Annotated in this window: 18 protein-coding genes and 1 tRNA gene; 12 read left to right on the forward strand and 7 right to left on the reverse strand. The window is 69.0% G+C overall.

What is annotated here, in order from left to right; translation table 11 throughout:
* Positions 1-131 precede the first annotated feature (131 nt).
* The 10 genes from rhaI to MRBLMX7_RS06855 all read left to right on the forward strand — a co-directional run bounded on the left by rhaI (position 132) and on the right by MRBLMX7_RS06855 (position 12,608).
* Entirely contained in the window at positions 132-1,298 is a 1,167-nt protein-coding gene (rhaI, locus tag MRBLMX7_RS06810; RefSeq protein WP_363366930.1) for an L-rhamnose isomerase, read from the forward strand.
* A complete protein-coding gene (locus tag MRBLMX7_RS06815) occupies positions 1,295-2,821 on the forward strand; it encodes a sugar ABC transporter ATP-binding protein (protein WP_363366932.1) in 1,527 nt (508 codons plus the stop codon). Before rhaI ends, MRBLMX7_RS06815 begins: the two co-directional genes overlap by 4 nt.
* On the forward strand, positions 2,818-3,849 hold the full coding sequence (locus MRBLMX7_RS06820; RefSeq protein ID WP_363366933.1) for an ABC transporter permease: 1,032 nt from the start codon (positions 2,818-2,820) through the stop codon (positions 3,847-3,849). Before MRBLMX7_RS06815 ends, MRBLMX7_RS06820 begins: the two co-directional genes overlap by 4 nt.
* Positions 3,842-4,924 carry an ABC transporter permease gene (locus MRBLMX7_RS06825; protein WP_363366935.1) on the forward strand — a complete coding sequence of 361 codons (1,083 nt, stop codon included), beginning with the start codon at positions 3,842-3,844 and terminating at the stop codon, positions 4,922-4,924. The genes MRBLMX7_RS06820 and MRBLMX7_RS06825 overlap by 8 nt, the downstream gene beginning before the upstream one ends.
* A 25-nt stretch (positions 4,925-4,949) precedes the next feature.
* On the forward strand, positions 4,950-6,005 hold the full coding sequence (gene rhaS / locus MRBLMX7_RS06830; protein ID WP_363366937.1) for a rhamnose ABC transporter substrate-binding protein: 1,056 nt from the start codon (positions 4,950-4,952) through the stop codon (positions 6,003-6,005).
* A 96-nt stretch (positions 6,006-6,101) separates the two neighbouring features.
* Complete coding sequence (locus MRBLMX7_RS06835; protein ID WP_363366939.1) at positions 6,102-7,547, forward strand: L-fucose/L-arabinose isomerase family protein; 1,446 nt, start codon at positions 6,102-6,104, stop codon at positions 7,545-7,547.
* Complete coding sequence (locus MRBLMX7_RS06840) at positions 7,547-7,930, forward strand: L-rhamnose mutarotase (RefSeq protein WP_363366941.1); 384 nt, start codon at positions 7,547-7,549, stop codon at positions 7,928-7,930. The genes MRBLMX7_RS06835 and MRBLMX7_RS06840 overlap by 1 nt, the downstream gene beginning before the upstream one ends.
* Positions 7,927-9,963, forward strand: a complete 2,037-nt coding sequence (locus tag MRBLMX7_RS06845) for a bifunctional aldolase/short-chain dehydrogenase (RefSeq protein WP_363366943.1) — start codon at positions 7,927-7,929, stop codon at positions 9,961-9,963. Before MRBLMX7_RS06840 ends, MRBLMX7_RS06845 begins: the two co-directional genes overlap by 4 nt.
* A 103-nt stretch (positions 9,964-10,066) precedes the next feature.
* Complete coding sequence (locus MRBLMX7_RS06850; protein WP_363366945.1) at positions 10,067-11,464, forward strand: rhamnulokinase; 1,398 nt, start codon at positions 10,067-10,069, stop codon at positions 11,462-11,464.
* A 49-nt stretch (positions 11,465-11,513) separates the two neighbouring features.
* Positions 11,514-12,608 (forward strand): Gfo/Idh/MocA family protein, encoded by a 1,095-nt coding sequence (locus MRBLMX7_RS06855; protein WP_363366947.1) that lies wholly within the window; start codon positions 11,514-11,516, stop codon positions 12,606-12,608.
* Positions 12,609-12,640: 32 nt separating this feature from the next.
* On the opposite strand, the gene MRBLMX7_RS06860 is transcribed toward MRBLMX7_RS06855, so the two are convergent.
* On the reverse strand, positions 12,641-14,917 hold the full coding sequence (locus MRBLMX7_RS06860) for a glycoside hydrolase family 3 C-terminal domain-containing protein (RefSeq protein ID WP_363366949.1): 2,277 nt from the start codon (positions 14,915-14,917) through the stop codon (positions 12,641-12,643).
* Positions 14,918-15,012: 95 nt separating this feature from the next.
* Between MRBLMX7_RS06860 and MRBLMX7_RS06865 the strand changes: the two genes are divergently transcribed.
* A complete protein-coding gene (locus MRBLMX7_RS06865) occupies positions 15,013-15,594 on the forward strand; it encodes a TetR/AcrR family transcriptional regulator (RefSeq protein WP_363366951.1) in 582 nt (193 codons plus the stop codon).
* Between the two features lie 55 nt (positions 15,595-15,649).
* Here the strand turns inward: MRBLMX7_RS06865 and MRBLMX7_RS06870 are convergent, their stop codons facing one another.
* The 4 genes from MRBLMX7_RS06870 to serS form a co-directional block, all read right to left on the reverse strand.
* Complete coding sequence (locus MRBLMX7_RS06870; protein ID WP_363366953.1) at positions 15,650-16,909, reverse strand: LCP family protein; 1,260 nt, start codon at positions 16,907-16,909, stop codon at positions 15,650-15,652.
* Positions 16,910-16,958: 49 nt separating this feature from the next.
* Positions 16,959-17,043, reverse strand: a tRNA-Ser gene (locus MRBLMX7_RS06875).
* A 42-nt stretch (positions 17,044-17,085) separates the two neighbouring features.
* A complete protein-coding gene (locus MRBLMX7_RS06880) occupies positions 17,086-17,904 on the reverse strand; it encodes an HAD family hydrolase (protein WP_363366955.1) in 819 nt (272 codons plus the stop codon).
* On the reverse strand, positions 17,901-19,184 hold the full coding sequence (serS, locus tag MRBLMX7_RS06885) for a serine--tRNA ligase (RefSeq protein ID WP_363366957.1): 1,284 nt from the start codon (positions 19,182-19,184) through the stop codon (positions 17,901-17,903). The genes MRBLMX7_RS06880 and serS overlap by 4 nt, the downstream gene beginning before the upstream one ends.
* A gap of 96 nt (positions 19,185-19,280) precedes the next feature.
* Between serS and MRBLMX7_RS06890 the strand changes: the two genes are divergently transcribed.
* Positions 19,281-20,282, forward strand: a complete 1,002-nt coding sequence (locus tag MRBLMX7_RS06890) for a diacylglycerol/lipid kinase family protein (RefSeq protein ID WP_363366959.1) — start codon at positions 19,281-19,283, stop codon at positions 20,280-20,282.
* Here MRBLMX7_RS06890 and MRBLMX7_RS06895 read toward each other — a convergent pair whose 3' ends face one another.
* A complete protein-coding gene (locus MRBLMX7_RS06895; RefSeq protein ID WP_363366961.1) occupies positions 20,283-21,002 on the reverse strand; it encodes a hypothetical protein in 720 nt (239 codons plus the stop codon).
* Between the two features lie 55 nt (positions 21,003-21,057).
* Entirely contained in the window at positions 21,058-22,518 is a 1,461-nt protein-coding gene (gene cls / locus MRBLMX7_RS06900) for a cardiolipin synthase (protein WP_363366963.1), read from the reverse strand.
* Positions 22,519-22,560 lie beyond the last annotated feature (42 nt).

Consider the following 22,560-nt stretch of genomic DNA (forward strand, 5'->3'; position numbering starts at 1 on the left):
TGAAACGAATCATCACGTCTTCAACTCAGAGTGTAACGAACGCTTGACAGCACGCAATGCATCCCATACTTTCGTTTCCAGAGCGTATTGAATCGATTCATACGCGGCACCACGAAGACAAGGTCGTCCTCATGAGAACCCTCTCCTCCGCGCACCTCGCCACCCTCGAGGCACAGGGCATCGAGCTCCCCAGTTGGGCGTTCGGCAACTCCGGCACGCGCTTCAAGGTGTTCGGCACACCCGGCACCCCGCGCGACCCGTGGGAGAAGATCGCGGATGCCGCTCAGGTTCAGAAGTACACGGCCCTCGCGCCCACGGTCGCGCTGCACATCCCCTGGGACGTCGTCGAGTCGTTCGCCGACCTGCGCAAGCACGCCGAGGACCTCGGTGTCGCTCTGGGCACCATCAACTCCAACACGTTCCAGGACGACGACTACAAGTTCGGCGCGCTCACGCATGAGGATGCCGCGATCCGTCGCAAGGCGATCGACCATCACCTCGCATGCATCGACGTCATGGACGCGACCGGCAGCCGCGACCTCAAGATCTGGCTCGCGGAGGGATCGAACTACCCCGGTCAGGCCGACCTCCGCGGTCGGCAGGATCGACTCCACGAGTCTCTGCAGGAGATCTACGCGCGCCTCGGCGACGACCAGCGCCTCGTGCTGGAGTACAAGTTCTTCGAGCCGGCTTTCTACCACACCGACGTCCCCGACTGGGGCACCTCCTACGCTCAGGTGGTGGCGCTCGGCGACAAGGCATCGGTGTGCCTCGACACCGGCCACCACGCCCCCGGCACGAACATCGAATTCATCGTGATGCAGCTGCTGCGCCTCGGAAAGCTCGGGTCGTTCGATTTCAACTCGCGCTTCTACGCCGACGACGACCTGATCGTGGGCGCCGCCGACCCCTTCCAGCTGTTCCGCATCCTCTTCGAGGTCGTGCGCGGCGGCGGTCTGAACAACCCCGACGTGGCGTTCATGCTCGACCAGTGCCACAACATCGAGGACAAGATCCCCGGCCAGATCCGCTCGGTGCTCAACGTGCAGGAGATGACGGCGCGTGCGCTGCTCGTCGACCGCGACGCCCTGGCCGCCGCCCAGAAGTCCGGGGACGTGCTCGCCGCCAACGCCGTCTTCATGGACGCGTTCTACAGCGACGTTCGCCCCGCGCTCGCCGAATGGCGCGAGAGCCGCGGGCTCCCCGCCGACCCCATGAAGGCATACGCCGATTCGGGGTATCAGCAACGCATCGCCACCGAGCGCGTCGGCGGCGTCCAGGCGGGGTGGGGCGCATGACCACCGCATCCGCTCCCGACCCCCGGGCACTGCTCTCGCTGCGCGGCGCCGCCAAGACGTTCGGACCCGTCGTGGCGCTGGCAGACGGCACCATCGAGCTGCTCCCGGGCGAGATCCACGCCCTCGTCGGCGAGAACGGCGCCGGCAAGTCGACCCTCGTGAAGATCCTCGCCGGGCTCCACCACCCCGACGCAGGCGAGTTCCTCGTGGACGGCGAGCCTGTCTCGTTCCGCAGCGTCGCCGACAGCAAGGCGGCGGGCATCTCGGTGATCTACCAGGAGCCGACCTTGTTCCCCGACCTCAGCGTCGCCGAGAACATCTTCATCGGACGCCAGCCGCGCGGTCGCCTCGGACTCATCAGCCGCTCGGCGATGCGCCTCGAGGCCACCAAGCTCTTCGACCGCCTCGGAGTCTCGATCGACCCGGACCGCCCCGCCGAGGGACTGTCGATCGCCGATCAGCAGCTCATCGAGATCGCGAAGGCCATCTCGATCGACGCCCGAGTGCTCATCATGGACGAGCCGACTGCGGCACTGTCCGGCGTGGAGGTGGATCGCCTGTTCGGCGTGGCCCGAGCCCTGCGCGACGACGGAGCCGGCATCCTCTTCATCTCGCATCGCTTCGACGAGATCTTCGCACTCACCGATCGCATCACCGTGATGCGCGACGGCCGCTACATCCGCACCCACGAGACGGCCGACGCCACGGTGGCGCAGATCGTCCGCGAGATGGTCGGACGCGACATCGACCAGCTCTTCCCCAAGGAGGAGGCGCAGATCGGAGACGTCGTCCTCGACGTCTCCGGCCTGTCGCGTGCCGGAGTGTTCCACGGCATCGACCTGCAGGTGCGGGCGGGCGAGATCGTCGCCCTCGCGGGGCTCGTCGGAGCCGGACGCACGGAGGTCGCGCGCGCCGTGTTCGGCATCGACCCCTACGACTCCGGATCCGTGCGCGTGGACGGCGAGCCGCTCCGCGCCGGCGACCCGCAGGCCGCCATCGACGTCGGCATCGGATTCGTCCCGGAGGATCGGCGCAAGCAGGGCCTCGTGATGGATCTCTCGGTCGGACGCAACCTCACGCTCACCCTCCGCCATGCGCTCAGCCGTGCAGGCATCATCGACCAGGGCGCGGAGCGCCGAGCCGTCGACGAGTGGTCGTCGCGCCTGCAGGTGAAGACCGGCTCGCCGGAGTTCGCGGTCTCGACGTTGTCGGGCGGCAACCAGCAGAAGGTCGTGATCGCCAAATGGCTGGCGACAGACCCCCGGCTGCTCATCGTCGACGAACCCACCCGAGGCATCGATGTCGGCACCAAGGCCGAAGTGCACCGCCTCATCTCGGAGCTCGCGGGACGCGGCATCGCGATCCTGATGATCTCGTCGGAGCTCCCCGAAGTACTCGGCATGGCCGATCGTGTCGTCGTCATGCGCGAGGGACGCATCACGGCGGAGATCGCCCGGGCCGACGCGAATCCCGAGCGGGTCATGCATGCCGCGACCGCAGACGGTCTGGAGATGGCCGAATGACCACCGCTCTCGTCAGCGACGACATGCGCCCGGCGCGCCGCTCCCCGATCGGCGCCGTCCTGCGTCGCCGTGAGACACCCGTCGCCGCCGCGCTCGTCGTGCTCGTCCTCGTCACCTACGCGGCGAACCCGCTGTTCCTCAGCCCGCAGGGTGTGAAGGACCTGCTGCTGAACGCGACCATCATGATCATCCTCGCGGTCGGTCAGGCCATGGTGATCTTCACCCGCAACGTCGACCTGTCGGTCGGGTCGATCCTGGGACTCGTGGCCTTCCTCACCGGCACCCTGTTCGCTCAGGTCGACGGCATCCCGATCCCGGTGGTGTTCCTCGCCGGACTCGCGCTCGGAGCCGTCCTCGGCGCGATCAACGGCCTGCTCGTCACGGTCGCGGGAGTCCCGGCCCTGGTCATCACCCTCGGCACCCTGTACGTGTATCGCGGTCTCAACAACGCCTGGGCCGGAGGCACGCAGTACTTCGCGGGTGACCGCCCCGACGCGTTCGGAGCCCTGGCCGTCGACACGGTGCTCGGCTTCCCGATCATCACGCTGCTCGCACTCCTCGTCGTGGTCGTCGTGGGCATCTACCTCTCGGGAGCCCGCTCCGGTCGCGACCTCTACGCGATCGGCTCCGACCCCGAGGCCGCGCGCGTCTTCGGCATCCCGGTCTCCCGACGCGTCATGACGGCGTTCGTCGTGAACGGACTTCTCGCCGGCCTCGCCGGAGTGCTCTACGCGGCCCGGTTCAACTCCGTCGGCGCCACGACCGGCACCGGCATGGAGCTCGACGTCGTGGCCGCGGCGGTGGTCGGCGGGGTGGCGATCTTCGGAGGCAGCGGCTCGGTCGCCGGAGCCGCGATCGGCGCCGTGCTGCTCACGACCATCACGAGCGCCCTGACCGCCCTGCGCGTCGACAAGTTCTGGCAGCAGGCCGTGGTCGGCATCCTGATCCTCGCGGCGATCCTGGTCGATCGCATCGCTGCCGTCCGCACCGCACGCAAGCTCCGACTGAGTGAGGCCCGAGATGTCTGAGTCCACCACCACCGCCGTCATCGCCGCCGGCGTGCTCGAGACCGAGCCGCACGGCCGCACGGGATGGAAGCGCCTGCTGCTCGGGCGTCCGGCCGTGATGATCTACGCGCTGCTTGCCGTGATCATCGTCGCGATGATCACGATCCCCCGCTTCGCCTCCCCTGTCACGACCGGGTTCCTCCTGCTCGACGTCATCCCCGTGCTGCTCATCGCCATGCCGATGACCCTGGTGATCCTCACCGGCGAGATCGACCTGTCGGTCGCGAGCACCGCCGGTCTCACGAGCGCCGTCATCGGCGTGCTCTGGCAGGCGGGCTTCGACATCGCGCTCGTGCTCGTGATCGGACTCGTGGTCGGGGCGGTCGCCGGCGCGGTGAACGGCGCACTCGTCGCGTTCGCAGGTCTGCCGTCCCTCGCCGTCACGATCGGCACCCTCGCGCTGTTCCGTGGGCTCGCTCTCGTCGTCATCGGCGACAACGCGGTCGCGGACTTCCCGGCCGAGCTGACGGCGTTCTTCACCTCCAAGCTGGGCGCGACCGGCATCCCCACCGTCATGATCGGCGTGGTCCTCGTCGTGGCGTTCTTCGGGGTCCTTTTGCACCTCACGCCGTTCGGTCGCGCGCTGCCCGCGATCGGCTTCAGCAAGGAGGCGGCGCGTTTCGTCGGCATCAAAGTCTCCCAGGCGAAGTTCTGGCTCTTCGTCGGAACGGGTTCCGTGTCGGCGCTCGCGGGCATCTACTGGACGCTGCGGTACTCCAGCGCCCGTTCCGACAACGCCAGCGGACTCGAGCTCGCGGTGATCGCCGCCGTCCTGCTGGGCGGGGTGTCGATCTTCGGCGGCCGGGGCACCATCCCCGGCGTGGTGGCCGGCGTCCTGCTCATCGGAGTCATCAACTACGCCCTACGGCTCGGCCGCGTCTCCGAGGTCGTCCTCATCATCGTCACCGGCTCGCTGCTGATCGCCTCCGTGATCGCCCCGAGCATCGGCCAGGCCCTCAGCGCCTGGCGTCACGACCGGCGCGTGCGCCGAGAACTTCCCCGCGCCGCCGGCACGGGGCATGTGCGCGCCTCGTAGCGGGCGCCCCAGGAAAGGAAGAAACATGCAGTGGATCCGCACCCGCTCCGGACGACGTCGTCTCTCGGGCATCGCAGCTCTCACCGGCATCGCCCTCATCGCGACCGGGTGCGCCGCCGGCGCATCGGGCGGCGGTGACGGGGGCTCCGGCGCCGACGGCGCGCAGACGATCACGTTCATACCGAAGCAGCTCAACAACCCGTACACCGATGTCGTGCTCGGCGGCGGCGAGGATGGCGCGAAGGCCGCAGGCTTCGCCGAGAGCCAGGTCGTGGGCCCCCTCGACGCGAGCGCGTCGAGCCAGGTCTCCTTCATCAACGCCGAGACGCAGGCGGGCACGAACGTGATCGTGATCGCCGCGAACGACCCCGACGCCGTGTGCCCGGCACTGGAGGAGGCGCGCACCGGTGGCGCGAAGATCGTCGCGTTCGACTCGGACACGAACCCCGACTGCCGCGACCTCTTCATCAGCCAGGTCGTCGCGAAGGACGTCGCGCTGATCCAGGTGGAACTCATCGCAGAGCAGATCGGCGGATCGGGCGAGATCGCGATCCTCTCGGCCACCGCGAACGCCACGAACCAGAACGAGTGGATCAAGTACATCGAGGAGGAGCTCGAGTCGAACCCGGACTACGCGGACATCACCCTCGTCGCGAAGGTCTACGGAGACGACGACGACACCAAGTCGTTCCAGGAGGCGCAGGGACTGATGCAGGCGCACCCGAACCTCAAGGGCATCATCTCGCCGACCACCGTCGGCATCGCGGCGACTGCCCGGTACCTCTCGACCTCGGAGTACAAGGGCAAGGTCGCACTGACCGGGCTCGGCCTGCCGAACGAGATGCGTCCGTTCGTGAAGGACGGGACCGTGTCCGAGTTCGCACTGTGGGACCCGGCCCAGCTGGGATACGTCGCCGCCTTCGCCGGCAAGGCTCTCGCCGACGGCGACATCACCGGCGCGGAGGGTGACACCTTCGAGGCCGGAGATCTCGGCGAGCGCGAGGTCGGCGCCGACGGCGTCGTGATCGTCGGTCCGCCGACGGTCTTCAACGCCGACAACATCGACGACTACGACTTCTAGTCGACTGTTGCTGCGGCCCTCCGCCGAGGGCCGCAGCAGCCCTGTCCGCGCATCCGTCAGGCGCTTCCGCGCTGCGCTCGAATGAAAGAAGAACCCATGTCGCAGTCCCCGTCTTCGGCGCTCGCCGACCTCCTGCCCGCGAAGCAGCGCCGCAAGCCCCGCATCGGCCTCGTGGCCGGTGGCCTGGGCACCTACTGGCCGCAGTTCCCCGGACTCCTGCCGCAGCTGCAGGAATCGTCGCGGTACGTGTCCGAGAGGTTCCAGGCGATGGACGCGGATGTCGTGGACGTCGGATTCATCTCGGATGCGCAGGAGGGAGCCGCCGCGGGCGAGACGCTGCGCACCGCGGACTGCGATCTCATCGTCCTCTTCCTCACGACGTATCTGACCTCCTCGATGGTGCTCCCGATCGCCCAGCGGGCGGGATCCCCCGTCCTGGTCATCGACCTGCAGCCGACCGAGAAGATGGACCACTCCTCGTTCGACACCGGCGCGTGGCTGGCCTACTGCGGGCAGTGCCCGGTGCCCGAGGTCGGCAACGTGTTCCGGCGGGCGGGGATCGAGTTCCGGTCGGTCTCGGGATGGCTGCGTCAGGAATCCGCATGGACCAGGATCGAGCGGTGGGTCAACGCGGCGCACATCCGGGCGGCGCTGCGGCACGCCCGGCACGGCCTGATGGGTCACCTCTACCCGGGGATGCTGGACGTGTCGACCGACCTCACCCTGCTGCCGACGACCTTCGGCTCGCACGTCGAGGTGCTCGAGTTCGACGACCTCCGCGTGCGCGTGGAGGATGTGACCGATGCCGAGGTCGACGCGCGCATGGACCTCGCCCGCGAGATCTTCACCCTCGACGACTCCGTCAAGGACGAGGACTTCGCCTGGGGCGCACGGGTGTCGGTCGGTCTGGACCGGTTGGTCGAGGACTTCGACCTCGATTCCCTCGCGTACTACCACCGCGGCTGGGGCGGCGAGCTGCACGAGCGCCTCGGCGCCGGCATGATCCTCGGCGCATCGCTGCTCACTGCTCGCGGCATCCCGGCCACCGGCGAGTACGAGCTGCGCACGACCGTGGCCCAGCTCGCCACGCAGGTCGTCGGTGCGGGCGGGTCGTTCTGCGAGATCCAAGCGCTCAACTTCGAGGACGGCGTGGTGGAGATGGGTCACGACGGTCCGGCCCACCTCGCGGTGTCGAGTCGGGATCCCCTGCTGCGAGGCCTGGGCGTATACCACGGCAAGCGCGGCTGGGGCGTGTCGGTCGAGTTCGACGTCCAGCCCGGCCCGGTGACTCTGCTGGGGCTCGGGCAGGACCGCGACGGGTCGCTGTCCTTCGTCGCGTCCACAGGCACGGTCGTGCTCGGTCCGCTGCTCGAGATCGGCAACACGACGAGCCGCGTGGACTTCGGACGCGACCCCGGCGAGTGGGTGGACGCCTGGTCGGCCACCGGCATCGGCCACCACTGGTCGCTCTCGATCGGCGCGCGCGTCGAGGACTACCGTGCCGCGGCGTCTCTGCTCGGCATCGACTTCCGGGAGGTGTGATGGACCGCGTCTGCTTCACGCTGCGGGTCAGACCCGAACGCATCGCCGAGTATCGTGAGCGGCACGCGGCCGTGTGGCCCGAGATGCTGCGCGCACTCGAAAGCTCCGGCTGGCGGAACTACTCGCTGTTCCTGGCCCCCGACGGTCTGCTGATCGGCTATTTCGAGGCGGACGACGCCGACCGTGCTCGCGCAGCGATGGACGAGACCGACGTCAACACCCGCTGGCAGGCTGACATGGCGCCGTTCTTCGTGGACGACGGGTCGGAAGCCGGTCCGTCGTTCCTGACGTCGGTGTTCCGGCTGGAGGATCAGCTCGCGGCCCTGCCGTCCGAAGACGCTGCACGGCCTCAGCCGTCCGATTCCGTCCGGGAGACCTCATGACGAACCCCACCGCCGCCGCACTGATCGAGCGGTCGAACCGCCTGGGCGCCGACCCGAAAAACACGAACTACGCGGGAGGGAACACCTCCGCGAAGGGCACCGAGATCGACCCCGTCACGGGACAGCCGGTCGAGCTGCTGTGGGTCAAGGGATCGGGCGGAGATCTGGGCACCCTCACCGAGAAGGGCCTTGCGGTGCTGCGCCTCGACCGCATGCGCGCACTCGTCGACATGTACCCGGGCCTCGACCGCGAGGACGAGATGGTCGCGGCCTTCGACTACTGCCTGCACGGCAAGGGCGGGTCCGCACCGTCGATCGACACTGCGATGCACGGACTCGTGGATGCCGCGCACGTCGACCACCTGCACCCCGACTCCGGCATCGCTATCGCGACCGCCGCCGACGGCGAGGCGCTGACCTCGGCGATCTTCGGCGACAAGGTGCTGTGGGTGCCGTGGCGCCGCCCCGGCTTCCAGCTGGGTCTGGACATCGCCGAGATCAAGGCGCAGAACCCCGCAGCGATCGGCTGCATCCTCGGCGGTCACGGCATCACCGCGTGGGGCGACACCTCCGAGGAAGCCGAGGCGAACTCCCTCTGGATCATCGACACGGCGGCGGAGTACATCGCGGCGCACGGGAAGGCCGACCCGTTCGGTGGCGCTCGAGCCGGGTTCGAAGCCCTCCCGGAGGCCGACCGCGGTGAGCGTGCAGCCGTCCTCGCCGGCACGATCCGCGGAATCGCCTCGACCGATAGGCCCATGGTCGGCCACTTCACCGACTCCGACGTCGTGCTCGACTTCCTCGCCTCCGAGCGCGCGCCCGAGCTCGCGGCGCTCGGCACGAGCTGCCCCGACCACTTCCTGCGCACCAAGGTCAAGCCGCTCATCCTCGACCTGCCGGCCACGGCGTCCGTCGAAGAGCAGATCGCGCGCCTGCACGAGCTGCACGCCCAGTACCGAGCCGAGTACCAGGCGTACTATGACGCGCACGCGACGACCGAGTCCCCGGCGATCCGCGGTGCCGACCCTCTGATCGTGCTGGTCCCGGGCGTGGGGATGTTCTCCTACGGCGCGAACAAGCAGACCGCCCGTGTGGCGGGCGAGTTCTACGTCAACGCGATCAACGTCATGCGCGGTGCGGAGGCGCTGTCGACCTACTCCCCGATCTCCGACGCCGAGAAGTTCCGCATCGAGTACTGGGCGCTGGAGGAGGCCAAGCTGCAGCGGATGCCGAAGCCGAAGTCCCATCAGGGGCGCATCGCGTTCGTCACGGGTGCCGCCAGCGGCATCGGCAAGGCCATCGCCACGCGTCTCGCGGCCGAGGGTGCGTGCGTGGTCGTCGCCGACCTCGACCTCGAGAAGGCGCAGTCGGCAGCCGCCGAGCTCGGCAGCTCCGACGTCGCGATCGGCGTCGCTGCGAACGTGGCGGACGCGGATGCCGTGCACGCCGCCCTGAACGAGGCTGTGCTCGCGTTCGGCGGCGTCGACCTGGTCGTCAACAACGCCGGCCTCTCGCTGTCCAAGCCGCTGCTGGAGACCACCGAGAAGGACTGGGACCTGCAGCACGACGTCATGGCGAAGGGATCGTTCCTCGTGTCGAAGGCCGCGGCACGCGTGCTGATCGATCAGAAGCTCGGCGGCGACATCATCTACATCTCGTCGAAGAACTCCGTCTTCGCCGGACCGAACAACATCGCCTACTCCGCGACCAAGGCCGATCAGGCCCACCAGGTGCGGCTGCTCGCGGTCGAGCTCGGCGAGTACGGCATCCGCGTCAACGGCATCAACCCCGACGGCGTCGTGCGCGGCTCCGGCATCTTCGCCTCGGGCTGGGGCGCCAACCGCGCCGCGACGTACGGGGTCGCGGAGGAGGACCTGGGCCAGTACTACGCAAACCGGACGATCCTCAAGCGCGAGGTCGTGCCCGAGAACGTCGCCGACGCGGTGTTCGTGCTCACGGGACCGGAGCTCAGCCGCACCACGGGCCTGCACATCCCGGTCGACTCCGGCGTCGCGGCGGCGTTCCTCCGATGACCGGCCGCGCCATGCGTTTCGTCTCGCTGCGCTCGCTCAACGACCGGAGCCGGTCGTTGAGCGAGGAGCGCAGCGACGAGACGAAACGCGCCGAGGGCGCCGCGTGACCGTCCGGGCGGTCGCGGCCGTCGACCTCGGCGCGACGAGCGGCCGGGTCATGATCGGCCGCGTCGGTGACGGGCGACTGGACCTGGAGCTCGTCTCGCGGTTCCCGAACGGACCGGTCGAACGCGAGGACGGCCTGCACTGGGACTTCGACGCGCTCTACGAGCACGTCGTCGCCGGACTCGCCGAGGCCGTGCACCGCGAACCGGGGATAGAGAGCATCGGCATCGACTCCTGGGCCGTGGACTACGGGCTCGTGCGTGACGGCGCGCTGCTCGCCGAGCCCTTCCACTACCGTGATGCACGTACCGAGCGCGGCGTCGAGGAGGTGCACGCCGTCGTTCCGTTCGCGGAGCTGTATCGGCGCAACGGTCTGCAGTTCCTGCCGTTCAACACCCTGTACCAGTACCGCGTCGACGGCCGACTGGCTGACGCCGATACCGCGCTCCTGATTCCCGACCTCATCGCATATCAGCTCACGGGAGTGACGACCGCGGAGCGGACGAACGCCTCGACGACGGGGCTGCTCGGTGTCGATTCCGGTGACTGGGATGCCGAGCTCGCCGAACGCCTCGGCATTCCGACGTCCGTGCTGCCGCCTCTCGTCGACCCCGGCACCGTGATCGGCACGCTACGGCCAGAGCTCGCCGCGCGCATCGGCGCCTCGCTGCCCGTGGTCGCCGTGGGTTCGCACGACACGGCCTCGGCCGTCGTGGCCGTGCCGCTGTCGACCCCGGCGTCGGCGTACGTCTCGTGCGGCACCTGGGGCCTGGTCGGGGTCGAGTTGACCGAGCCGGTGCTGACGGATGCCGCGCGCGTCGCCAACTTCACGCACGAGCTCGGCGTCGACGGACGCTACCGCTTCCTGCACAACGTGACCGGCCTGTGGCTGCTCAGCGAGACCGTCCGCGCCTGGGAGATCGAGGATGCGGAGGCGATCATCCTCCCCGACCTGCTGGCGGCCGCGGCAACCGTCACGGACGCGGTGCCCCTGTTCGACGCGAACGACCCCTCGCTGGCGGCGCCGGGCGACATGCCCGGTCGGATCGCCGCCCTTCTCGGCACCTCCGCTCCGGCATCGCGGGCGGCGTTCGTGCGATCGATCGTCGAGTCCATCGCCGCCGCGTTCGCCGAGGCGGTGCGCACAGCCTCGACGCTGACCGGCCGCGAGATCGACACCGTCCACCTGGTGGGCGGAGGCTCTCTGAACCGGCTGCTGTGCCAGGCCACGGCGGATCGCACGGGCCTGCCAGTGCTTGCCGGTCCCGTCGAGGCGACGGCGCTGGGCAACATCCTCGTGCAGGCGCGTGCGCTCGGTGCGGTGCCGGCCACCCTCGAGCAGGCGCGGGCGCTCGTCGCAGAGACTCACGCGCCGGTGCGCTTCGACCCACGCTGACTCTCTCGGCCACTCAAACTGGTAAACGCTTACCCGATATGCTGGGTCCATGATCCCCGACGTGCTGCTCGTCGGAGCCCGCGGGTACGGCGCGGTGCATCTGCGAAACCTCGAGCGGCTCAATGCTCGCGTCCGCCTCGTCGGCCTGGTCGACCCCTCCGGCGGCCCACTCGACGGTTACGGTGCGGACGTCCATGTATTCCGAGATCTCGTCGACGCGCTCTCCTCCGGCCTCCGCCCCGACGTCGTGGTGATCGCCACTCCCACAGGGACCCATCTGGATCTCGCGTTGCGCGCGCTGGAGGCCGGGGCCGACGTCTACCTCGAGAAGCCGCCGGTCGCGTCCATGGCGCAGTTCACGACACTGCTCGACGCGCAGGCGAGCACCGGCCGTGCGATCCAGGTCGGCTTCCAGAGCCTCGGCTCGCACGCACTTGCCGACATCGCCGCGCTGGGCACGGTGGAGTCCGTCGCCGCCTGGGGCGCCTGGCGCAGGGATGCCGCCTACTGGCGCCGATCGCCCTGGGCCGGCCGTCGCACGCTCGACGGCGTCCCGGTGGTGGACGGCGTGCTCACCAACGCCCTGTCGCACGCGGTCGCGACGGCGCTGCGCATCGCGGGCGCACGGCGCACGGACGATGTGGCACGCATCGAACTCGAGCTGCACCGGGCGAACGACATCGAGGCCGATGACACCTCAGCCGTGCGGATCACGCTCCGGGACGGACGCCGTGTCACCGCGGCCTTCACGCTCGCCGCGGACCGCGACCACGATCCGCTGATCGAGGTGCGCACGGATGCCGGTGCCGCCGTGCTCTCGTACACCCGCGACGAACTGGAGCGTCCGGACGGCACGACCGTCTCGACGGGGCGCATCGACCTGTTCGAGGAGCTGCTCGATCACCGCGAAGGCCGAATCCCCCTCTCGTCCCCGCTGGCCGACTCCGGCGCTTTCATGACGGTGCTCGAAGCGGTGCGCACCGCTCCCCCGCCGACGCTGATCCCGGCATCCCGCCTTCTGCGCGTCGACGGCGAGCACGCCGCGGTGTCGGTCACCGGCATCGCGGACACGGTCGAGCGCACCGCGCGCACGGGAGCACTCTTCAGCGAGCTCGACGCTGCTTCGGCGGCAGGACACGTCTGAACTCCGACGTCGTCGACGACGGCGACGGACCCTCAGGCCCCCGCGTTGGCACCGGCGAGCAGCTGCTCGATCTGCTCGTGAGTCACGTCGACCCCGGGGAAGCCGAGCAGGCGTCCGATGGGGAACGACGCCATCATCTTCTGCATCGCCTCGTCGTTCGGCATCATCGATGCGGCCGAGGAATCGGCCTCGGTGAGCCCGCCCATCAGATCGCCGAGCGCCTGCATGACGATCGGACCTGCGATCGGGTGCGCGACGACGTCGCCGATCGAGGAGGCGAGTGTGAGCGGGAGCGAAACGACGTCGCCCTCGACCTCGGCCACGACCGAGGAGCGGATGTCGCGGCTCGACGCGGCGACATCGATCGTGTACTCGCCGCCCTCGACGATCCAGCGGTCGACCCGCACGTCCCAGTACGCGAGATCCTCGCGTCGGACCACGAGCTCGACCGTGCGGGTCTCGCCCGCGGCGAGGGCGACCGACGAGAAAGCCTTGAGCTCCCGTGGTGCGCGCTGCACCGCGGACCGCGCGGGTGCGGCGTAGACCTGCACGATCTCGCGTCCGTCGCGGCCTCCGGTGTTCGTGACGTCGACGCGCACGACGAGGTCGCCGTCCTCACGGACGGTCACCTCCGCGTCGCCGTACGAGAACGCCGTGTACGACAGGCCGTGCCCGAACGGAAAGGTCACGTCGAGGCGCTTCGCGTCGTACCAGCGGTATCCGACGAGGATGCCCTCACCGTAGCGCACGTGCCCGAACTCCCCGGGGAAGTTGCCGAACGAGGGGTTGTCCTCGAGGCGCACCGGGACGGTCTCCGTGAGCTTGCCCGAGGGATTCACTGCGCCGAAGAGCACGTCGGCCACGGCACCGCCGCCGGCCTGACCGAGCAGCCACGTCTCGACGATCGCGGGCACGCGGTCGGCGAACGGCAGCGCCACCACGCCCCCGTTCGAGAGCACGACGACGGTCCTCGGGTTCGCGGTGACGACGGCGTCCAGAAGCTCGAGCTGCACAGTGGGGAGGTCGATGTGATCGCGGTCGAAGCCCTCGGACTCCTCAGCGGCGGGGAGGCCCAGGAAGACGACGGCGATCTCGGCCGCGGACGCGGCGTCGACGGCCTCGGCACGGAGGTCGTCGGCGGAACGCCCGGATGCCGCGACGGCGCCGCCTTCCACGGCGAAGCCCGCGGCATACGTCACGTTGTCGCCGCCGATCTCCGTGAGGGCGTCGAGCGCGGCGTCGACGCGGGTGGGGTTGATGAGCGACGACCCCGCACCCTGGAAGCGCGGCTCGGTCGCGAAGGCGCCGATCACGGCGACCCGCTGCTCCCGGGAGAGAGGGAGGATGGCGTCCTCGTTCTTCAGCAGCACGATCGACCTGCCGGCGGCTTCGCGGGCGAGGGCGTGATGCGCGTCGATGTCGAGAGGACCGTCGACCGCGGGACGTTCTCCCGCCTTGCGCGCCAGATCGATCACCCGTGCGGCGGCCGTGTCGAGGACGCTCTCGGCGAGGTCGCCGGCCTGCACCGCTGCGACGAGCTGAGCATCCGTCCGCCCACCCGACGACGGCATCTCGAGATCGAGACCCGCGGCGACGCCCGCCACGCGGTCGTTCACGGCGCCCCAGTCGGAGACGACGAGTCCTTCGAAGCCCCAGTCGTCGCGGAGCACCTGCGTGAGCAGCCACGGGTCCTCCGAGGCGTACACGCCGTTGATGCGGTTGTACGAGCACATGACCGTCCACGGCTGCGCGTCGGTCACGACCCGTTCGAATCCGCGGAGGTAGATCTCGTGCAGCGGGCGCGGATCGACGTCGGAGCTCGCGCGCATGCGATCGAACTCCTGGTTGTTCGCGGCGAAGTGCTTGAGAGAGGTGCCGACGCCCTGTGACTGCACTCCGCGGACCGCGGCAGCGCCGAGCACCCCGGAGACGATCGGATCCTCGGAGAAGTACTCGAAGTTGCGGCCGCACAAGGGTGAGCGCTTGATGTTGATGCCGGGGCCGAGCACGACCGCGACGTTCTCGATCGCGGCCTCGACGCCGATCGCCGCTCCGACACGTTCGAGCAGATCAGGGTCGAAGGACGAGCCGATGCCGACCGCGGGCGGGAAGCAGGTGGCCGGCACACTGCTGGCGAGGCCGAGGTGGTCGGTGCCTCCGGCCTGCTTGCGGAGCCCGTGCGGGCCGTCGGTCATCATGATCGACGGGAGGCCCACCCGATCGATGGCCGTGGTGGTCCAGAAGTCCGCGCCGCTCGTCAGAGAGGCCTTCTCCTCGAGGGTGAGGTCGGATGCCGAGATCTCGGTCATGGTGGTCCTTTCGCAGTCGACGGCGGCGTCGTTGCGAAAACTATATGTCAGTCAGTATTGGAATTCAAACAGTGTTCAGGTTTAGGGTCGAGGGCATGGCACGACGAGGTTCATACGCGAAAGGGGTCGCCCGACGCGAGGAGATCCTCCAGAGCGCGCTCGACGTCATCGGCCGATCCGGCTACCGGAACGCCTCCCTCAAGCAGATCGCCGAGGGCGTGGGCGTCACCCCAGCCGCCCTCCTCCACTACTTCGGCTCGAAGGAGGAGCTGTTCACGGCCGTGCTCCGCGCGCGCGACGAGCGCGATCAGCTGAGCCCCCGACTCGTCGATCCGCTCCAGGCCAAGGCGGCCTTCCTCGACGTCGTCCGCCACAACGCCGAGGTGCCGGGCGTCGTGGAGCTCTTCTCACGCCTGTCCGTCGATGCCGGCGATCCCGACCACCCCGCGCACACGTACTTCCTGGAGCGCAGCGAGCGTCTGCGCGGCACGATCGCGGAGGCATTCGACGCCGACGTGGAGCGTCGCGCTGCCCTCGACCCCGACACGATGGGCCGCGTGATCCAGGCCGTCGCCGACGGGCTCCAGCTGCAGTGGATGATCGACCCGAGCGTCGACATGCCGGGCGTCCTCGAGGCACTCCTCGACGTGCTCTATCCGACGGCGTCCGACTCCTGACGCTCAGCGCCGGCCCAGGGCCCTGAGGCTCTCGCCTGCGCGCCGGGCCACGGCCTCAGCGCACGTTGCCGTTGGAGCAGGTCTGCTGCGCCGCGGAGTTGCCCTTGATCGAGTTGGGAAGGGCAACGACGTTGGTCGGCTCCTCTGTGGCCGGCGGTGTCGCCCCGGCATCCGGAACCGTGCCGTCGGCGGGAGTCTCGGGCACCGGGTCGGTGACGACCACACCGTCGTTGGCGGTGTTCTCGTGCGTGACCTGCAGCTGGGCGTTCTGGTTGATCGCGTCCCACATCGCCTGAGCCGCGGCCTTGTTCGGCACCACCTTGTTGGGGTTGTCCGAATCCGTGCCCGTCGGGTATTGCAGGAAGACGATGTCCTCGAAGGGCACCGACTTGACCGCCAGTGCGATCTGCACGATCTTCATCGGGTCCGCGAGCGAGGTGCTGGCCTCGAGGTTGCTGAGCCCCGTGTTGGCGAGCTTGAGCATCACCGGCACGTTGCCGAGGGTGTCGCTGCTGATGAGCTTGCGCACCAGGCTCGACATGTACTGCTGCTGATTGCCGATGCGGCCGAGGTCACTGCCGTCGCCGACGCCATGGCGGGTCCGGAGGAACTGCAGCGCTTCCAGGCCCTGGACCGTGTGCGTCCCCGCGGCCATGTCGAGACCCGTGTACTTGTCCTTGATGGGGTTGGCCAGGCAGACGTCGACGCCGCCGATCGCGTTCGTGATCTCGATCACACCACCGAACGTCACGGAGGCGGCGAACTGGATCTCCTGCCCGGTGAGCTGCGTGATCGTCTTGGCGACGCAGTTGAGGCCGCCGTCGGTGTAGGCGGTGTTCAGCGGCTGCTTGCTCATCGCGGACTTCACGTTGCCGTCCTCGTCCTCACAGGAGGGAATGCCGAGCATGAGGTCGCGGGGGAAACTCACCACGGTGATGCGGCGCGGCTCCTCCGACACGTGCACCAGCAGGTTCACGTCGTTGAGGGTGCCCTCCGAGTCCGCACCGGAGCACCGCGCGCCGAAGTACTGCGCGTACGCCTCCTCGCACGTGTCGACGCCGGTGAGGAGGAGGTTGAACCCGCCCTTGTACTCGCCGATGTCCGGCGGCAGCTCCTCGGTACCCTCGAGCTCGACCGCGTTCGCCGTGACCGTGCTGGACAGGTCGTACACGACATAGGCGGCGACCCCGATACCGCTCACCAGCACGACCGCGAGGCCGATGGCGATGAACTTGAGGAGCTGGCTGACGGCACCCGGGGTGCGCTGCTGACCGTGGCGTGCGATGGTACGACGGCGTCGGGTGCTGGGACTCACTCGGGGCCTTTCGGTTCAGCGTCTCGGTGCGGGGCACCGTGCTCGGAAGCGGAGGGTGTGGGATTCGAACCCACGAGACATCTCTGCCCACTGGTTTTCAAGACCAGCTCCATCGGCCGCTCGGACAACCCTCCCGACGGATGCATCCGCCGACAAGCCGTGAGTCTAGCCGAGTTCTATTCTCCCGCGCTGACCTGGGCGGCTGCTGGAAGCGTGTTCAGCGCGTCGGCGAGCCCGCCGTCCTCCACGTCTCCCGTGATCTCGCCGGCGACAGCCCTGACCTCGGCCGGCGCCTGCCCCATCGCGACCGCACGTCCGCCCAGCCCTCCAGCCCACTCGAACATCCCGATGTCGTTGCGTCCGTCACCCGCGACGAGGATCTGCGGTCCCTCGAAGCCGAGTTCGGTGCGCACCCGCTCGAGAGCCGTGCCCTTGTCCACGCCCTGGGGGGCGATGTCGAGCCACGCGGTCCAGCCGATCGCGTACGAGACCTCGTTGAGACCTGCGTCGGCGACGAGACGGTGGAAGTCCTCCTCGTCGTGACCGGGCGACACGACGACCACGCGCGAGACGGGCTCGGCGACGAGCTCCTCGAAGCCGACCTGACGTCCGCCATCGAGCGTCCAGTCGTCGAGATGCTCGGTGTAGAGGCGCTGGCCGGATGCGAGTTCGACCATGTACCGCGCCTCGGGCAGGCGAGCACGCAGCAGCGCCAGCACGGGAGCCGCGTCGAAGGTCTCGATGTGCCAGCGCTCCCATTCGTCGTCCGTGCGGCGCATCGTGACAGCGCCGTTGGAGCACACCACATACCGCGGAGTCAGTTCAAGCAGTTCCACGTACCGCTGCGTAGCCGACCAACTGCGACCCGTCGCGATGGTCACCTCATGACCCGCATCCCGCAGCCGCGCGACAGCCTCGGGCACGCCAGGGCTCATCGTCTCGTCCTGCAGGAGGATCGTGCCGTCGACGTCGAGGCCGATGAGCCACGCGGTCACGCTGTGGGCTCCAGTACCTCGAGGCCACCCAGATAGGGACGAAGCACCTCCGGCACGCGCACCGAGCCGTCGGCCTGCTGGTGGGTCTCGAGCAGCGCCACGATCCATCGGGTCGTCGCGAGGGTGCCGTTGAGCGTGGCGACGGGCTGCGTCTTCGCGCTCTGCCCCTCGATCGCCTCGGGCCGATGCCGCACGTCGAGGCGCCGAGCCTGGTAGGTCGTGCAGTTGGAGGTCGAGGTGAGCTCGCGGAACGCGCCCTGCGTCGGCACCCAGGCCTCGATGTCGTACTTGCGGGCGGCGCTCGATCCGAGGTCTCCGGCCGCCACATCGATCACGCGATACGACAGCCCGAGCGAGGTCAGCATCTCCTCCTGCAGCGCCACGAGGCGCAGGTGCTCGGCCTCCGCGTCCTCCGGCGTCGTGTACACAAACATCTCGAGCTTGTTGAACTGATGCACGCGGATGATGCCGCGGGTGTCCTTGCCGTGCGAACCGGCCTCGCGGCGGTAGCACGTCGACCAGCCGGCGTAGCGCAGAGCGCCCTTCCCGAGGTCGACGATCTCGTCCTTGTGATATCCCGCGAGCGCGACCTCGCTCGTGCCGACGAGGTAGAGGTCGTCCTCCTTGTCGAGGTGATAGACCTCGTCGGCGTGCTCGCCGAGGAAGCCCGTGCCCTGCATGATCTCGGGCCGCACCAGCGTGGGGGTGATGAGCGGCACGAAGCCGTTCTGCAGCGCCTTGTCGAGAGCGAGGTTCATGAGTGCGATCTCGAGCCGCGCACCGATGCCGCGGAGGAAGTAGAACCGGGCGCCCGACACCTTGGCACCGCGCTCCATGTCGATCGCCCCGAGGATCTCTCCGATCTCCAGGTGATCCCGCGGCTCGAAGTCGAATGCGGGTACCTCGCCCACGCGGCGGAGCTCGACGAAATCGGCCTCGCCGCCGGCAGGGACACCGTCGATCACGACGTTCTCGATGCGGGCCAGCGCATCCGCCGCCCTCTCGGACGCCTCGTTCGAGACCTGCTGCGCCTGCTTGACCCGGTCGGCGAGATCCTTGGCCTGCGCCACGAGCGCGACCTTCTCGTCCTTGGGTGCCTTCGCGACCAGCTTGCCGAACGCATTCTGCTCGGCCCGCAGCTCCTCGAACGCGGCGAGGGCCGCTCGGCGCGATCGGTCCGCCTCGATCGCGACGTCGACGGTGCCCTGGTCGTTGCCACGGGCAGCCTGCGAACGGCGGACGATCTCCGGATTGTCGCGGAGGAGTGCGAGGTCGATCATCCACCAAGTCTATGCGCCGCACCCTCCCGTCCTACGCGCTGATCGGCCGGGTGCCGCACGACGGATCGCCCCCACGGTCGGGGCTAGAGTAGCGCCATGACGAAGAGCGCCCCCGCCCGACGCCAGGCGGCGCTCGTCTACAACCCCATCAAGGTCGACGAGAAGGATCTGCGCGCGCGCGTGCGATCGCTCTCGAAGGAGGCCGGGTGGGAGCATCCGGCCTTCTACACGACCACCCTGGAGGATGCCGGCCAGCGGGCGACCGCACAGGCGCTCGAGCGGGGCGTCGACGTCGTGCTCGTCGCGGGCGGCGACGGAACGGTGCGCGCGGTCTCGGAGGCGATCGCGAACACGGGCGTGCCGCTCGCGATCCTGCCCAGCGGCACGGGAAACCTCCTCGCCCGCAACCTGGGTCTGCCTCTCGCCGGGCCTGACGCCATGATCCGCGCGGCTCTGGGCGACTTCCGTCACCCGATCGACATCGGCTGGGCACGTCTCACCCGGGAGGACGGCGACGACGAGGAGGAGCATGCCTTCGTGGTGCTCGCCGGCATCGGACTCGACGCGGACATGATCGCGAACACCCGCCCCGATCTCAAGCGCTCGGTGGGCTGGATCGCCTACGTCGACGGTGCGGCCCGGTCGCTCGTGACGGCGGAGCCGTTCCGCGCGGTGTTCCAGATCGACGACGGCCGCCTGCACACGACCAAGGTGCACAGCATCCTGTTCGCGAACTGCGGGACGCTGCCCGCGGGCATCGCCCTGATCCCCGACGCGTCGATCACCGATGCCACGCTCGACGTCGCGGTGATCCAGCCGACGGGCGTGCTCGGCTGGCTCGGCGTGTGGCGCAAGATCTGGTGGGACAACTCCGTGCTCCGGCGTTTTCGCGCCGGCCGACGCGTGCTCGACAGGCGAGGCAAGGACGCCTCGGTGCATTACTTCCGCGGGACGGCCGCCGAGGCCGCGGCGACCAAGCCGATCCCGATCGAGCTCGACGGAGACGAGTTCGGCACGGCCGTGCGCATCACCTGCCGTGTCGACCCCTCGGCCCTGGTGCTGGCTCTGCCTTCGGGGCACCCCGTGTCGTCGCTCTGATCAGCCCCGGATCGCGACCGTGCCGTCGAGGCCGCCCCCGACGAGCGTGAGCGTGGCGTCGTCATCCGGCGCATCGTCTCCGAAGGCCAGGAGCGTCGCCCGCGGAGCCATGTCCATGGTGCACATCCGGGTGTCGTCCGTCGTGAACGTGGCCGTGAGGGTCGCGGCGTCCACGCTCTCCACGATCGGCGGGCAGCTCGAGGAGCCCCAGGTGAGGAGGACCAGCGCACCGTCGCCGACCCAGCCCGCCGACGGCAGGAACTCGCTCATCGATCCGGGCGTGCCCGTCGCCGCGGCGTCGCCGTCGAGATCCACGTCGTCCGAGACGTCGCCGTAGGTGACCTGGAGCGTGATGTCCTGCGTCGGATCGACGCCCTCGGGCAGCGCGCCGATGCTCGCGCGCTGCTGCATGTCCATCGTGCAGGCGGCATCCGGGTCCGCGTCGACGAGCGTCACCGTGACCGTCTGGCCGTCCGCCGTCACCTCGTCGACCTGCGGGATGCATGTCGACGAACCCCACGTCACGACCGCGAACATGCGACCTTCGTCGAGCAGCGCTCCCTCCATGTCGTCGAAATCGTCGGAGCCGTCCGTGGTGCCGGCCGACGACCCGGGCGAGCTCGTCGGCGTCGTGCTGCCCGGACCCGCAGCGCATCCGGCGAACAGGAGGGCGGCGGCGAGGACCGAGAGGGCGCCGACGGCGCGAGACGTGGAGGTCATGACCTCAGGGTACCGGTGGCGATATCACGGCGGGAGGGCGTTCGCGGGGAGTCGCCTACTGCAGCGCGGACGTCAATCGGGCGAGATTGTCGAGCACGGTCGAGCGCAGCGGCTGCTGCATCCACTCCTCGAGCGTGAGCTCGCGGCTGAGGGAACGGTACTGATCTTCCACGACGCGCATCTCGCCCACGAACTCCTCGCCGCGCACGAGCATCGACACCTCGAGGTTGAGACCGAAGGAGCGCATGTCCATGTTGCTCGATCCGATCACCGCGACCTGGTCGTCGATCGTGAGGCTCTTGGTGTGGAGGATGTACGGCTTGCGGTACATCCAGATGCGCACCCCCGCCTTGAGCAGCACCTCGTAGTAGCTGCGCTGGGCGTGGTAGACCATGGCCTGGTCGCCCTCCTCCGAGACGAACAGCTCGACCTGGACGCCGCGGTCCACGGCCGCCGTGACGGCGAGCAGCAGGGCCTCGTCGGGCACGAAGTACGGACTCACGATCATGATCTTGTGCTTGGCCGCATAGAGCAGGCCGAGGAACAGCCGGAGGTTGTTCTCGACCTCGAAACCCGGCCCGGACGGCACGACCTGGCAGTCGAGGTCTCCGGATCCGGCCTCGGCGTGCGAGATGTCGATCTCCTGCAGGACCTCGTCGGTCTCGCTGTACCAGTCGCTGAGGAAGATCGCGTTGACGCTGAGCACGACCGGTCCGTCGACGCGCACCATGAGGTCGACCCAGTGCAGGCCGCGCTTGATGTTCTTCGGGAGGTTGTACGTCGAGTCTGTGACGTTCTGCGAGCCGACGAACGCGACGACGCCGTCGACCACGAGCAGCTTGCGGTGGTTGCGAAGATCCGGACGCTGCATGCGACCCTTGAGCGGCTGCACCGGGAGCATGAGGTGCCAGTCGGCGTCCATGCGATTGAGTCGTGAGACGGTCGCGCGATATCGCGGCTTCCACCGGTTGGCCCAGTGGTCGAGGAGCACCCGGACGTGCACCCCTCGGGCGGCCACCTCTTCCAGCGCACGGAAGAAGTTGTCGGTCGACGAGTCGGACTGGAGGATGTAGAACTCCACGTGCACGTAGTCCTGCGCGGTGCGGATGGCCTCGGCCATCTCGTCGAGCGATTCCTGGTACCCGCTGATCAGGTGCGCCCCGTTGTCACCCGAGATCGGCAGCGCACCGAGCCGATGGTTCATCTCGACCAGGGGCGGGAACCAGCTCGGCGCGTCCGGGCGCAGGGTGCCGAAGTGCAGGTGCTCGCTCGTCTCCGCGATGTACTCGTTGATCTGGTCCTGCTTGCGTCGCCGGGCGCGCGGCAGGCGCGGGTTCCCGATCAGCAGGAACAGGAACACCCCCACGAAGGGGATGAAGAACACCGCGAGCAGCCATGCCATCGCGGCGGTGGGCTTGCGATTCCGCGGGATCACGATGATGGCCGTGATGCGGATCGAGAGGTCGAGCACCACGAGGAACGCGGTGATCCACCAGCCCCAGGTCTCCGTCGTCATCGCGTCCCTCTCCGCCGGCAACGGCGATCGCCGGGAGTCGGC

The sequence above is a fragment of the Microbacterium sp. LMX7-1.2 genome (assembly GCF_040675935.1).
In the GTDB taxonomy this organism is placed as follows: Bacteria; Actinomycetota; Actinomycetes; order Actinomycetales; family Microbacteriaceae; genus Microbacterium.

Bases quoted from the DNA above. Each gene is read 5' to 3' on its own strand.
- rhaI (WP_363366930.1), top strand. From the start codon at position 132: ATGAGAACCCTCTCCTCCGCGCACCTCGCCACCCTCGAGGCACAGGGC.
- MRBLMX7_RS06815 (WP_363366932.1), top strand. From the start codon at position 1,295: ATGACCACCGCATCCGCTCCCGACCCCCGGGCACTGCTCTCGCTGCGC.
- MRBLMX7_RS06820 (WP_363366933.1), top strand. From the start codon at position 2,818: ATGACCACCGCTCTCGTCAGCGACGACATGCGCCCGGCGCGCCGCTCC.
- MRBLMX7_RS06825 (WP_363366935.1), top strand. From the start codon at position 3,842: ATGTCTGAGTCCACCACCACCGCCGTCATCGCCGCCGGCGTGCTCGAG.
- rhaS (WP_363366937.1), top strand. From the start codon at position 4,950: ATGCAGTGGATCCGCACCCGCTCCGGACGACGTCGTCTCTCGGGCATC.
- MRBLMX7_RS06835 (WP_363366939.1), top strand. From the start codon at position 6,102: ATGTCGCAGTCCCCGTCTTCGGCGCTCGCCGACCTCCTGCCCGCGAAG.
- MRBLMX7_RS06840 (WP_363366941.1), top strand. From the start codon at position 7,547: ATGGACCGCGTCTGCTTCACGCTGCGGGTCAGACCCGAACGCATCGCC.
- MRBLMX7_RS06845 (WP_363366943.1), top strand. From the start codon at position 7,927: ATGACGAACCCCACCGCCGCCGCACTGATCGAGCGGTCGAACCGCCTG.
- MRBLMX7_RS06855 (WP_363366947.1), top strand. From the start codon at position 11,514: ATGATCCCCGACGTGCTGCTCGTCGGAGCCCGCGGGTACGGCGCGGTG.
- MRBLMX7_RS06860 (WP_363366949.1), bottom strand. From the start codon at position 14,917: ATGACCGAGATCTCGGCATCCGACCTCACCCTCGAGGAGAAGGCCTCT.
- MRBLMX7_RS06865 (WP_363366951.1), top strand. From the start codon at position 15,013: ATGGCACGACGAGGTTCATACGCGAAAGGGGTCGCCCGACGCGAGGAG.
- serS (WP_363366957.1), bottom strand. From the start codon at position 19,184: ATGATCGACCTCGCACTCCTCCGCGACAATCCGGAGATCGTCCGCCGT.
- MRBLMX7_RS06890 (WP_363366959.1), top strand. From the start codon at position 19,281: ATGACGAAGAGCGCCCCCGCCCGACGCCAGGCGGCGCTCGTCTACAAC.
- MRBLMX7_RS06895 (WP_363366961.1), bottom strand. From the start codon at position 21,002: ATGACCTCCACGTCTCGCGCCGTCGGCGCCCTCTCGGTCCTCGCCGCC.
- cls (WP_363366963.1), bottom strand. From the start codon at position 22,518: ATGACGACGGAGACCTGGGGCTGGTGGATCACCGCGTTCCTCGTGGTG.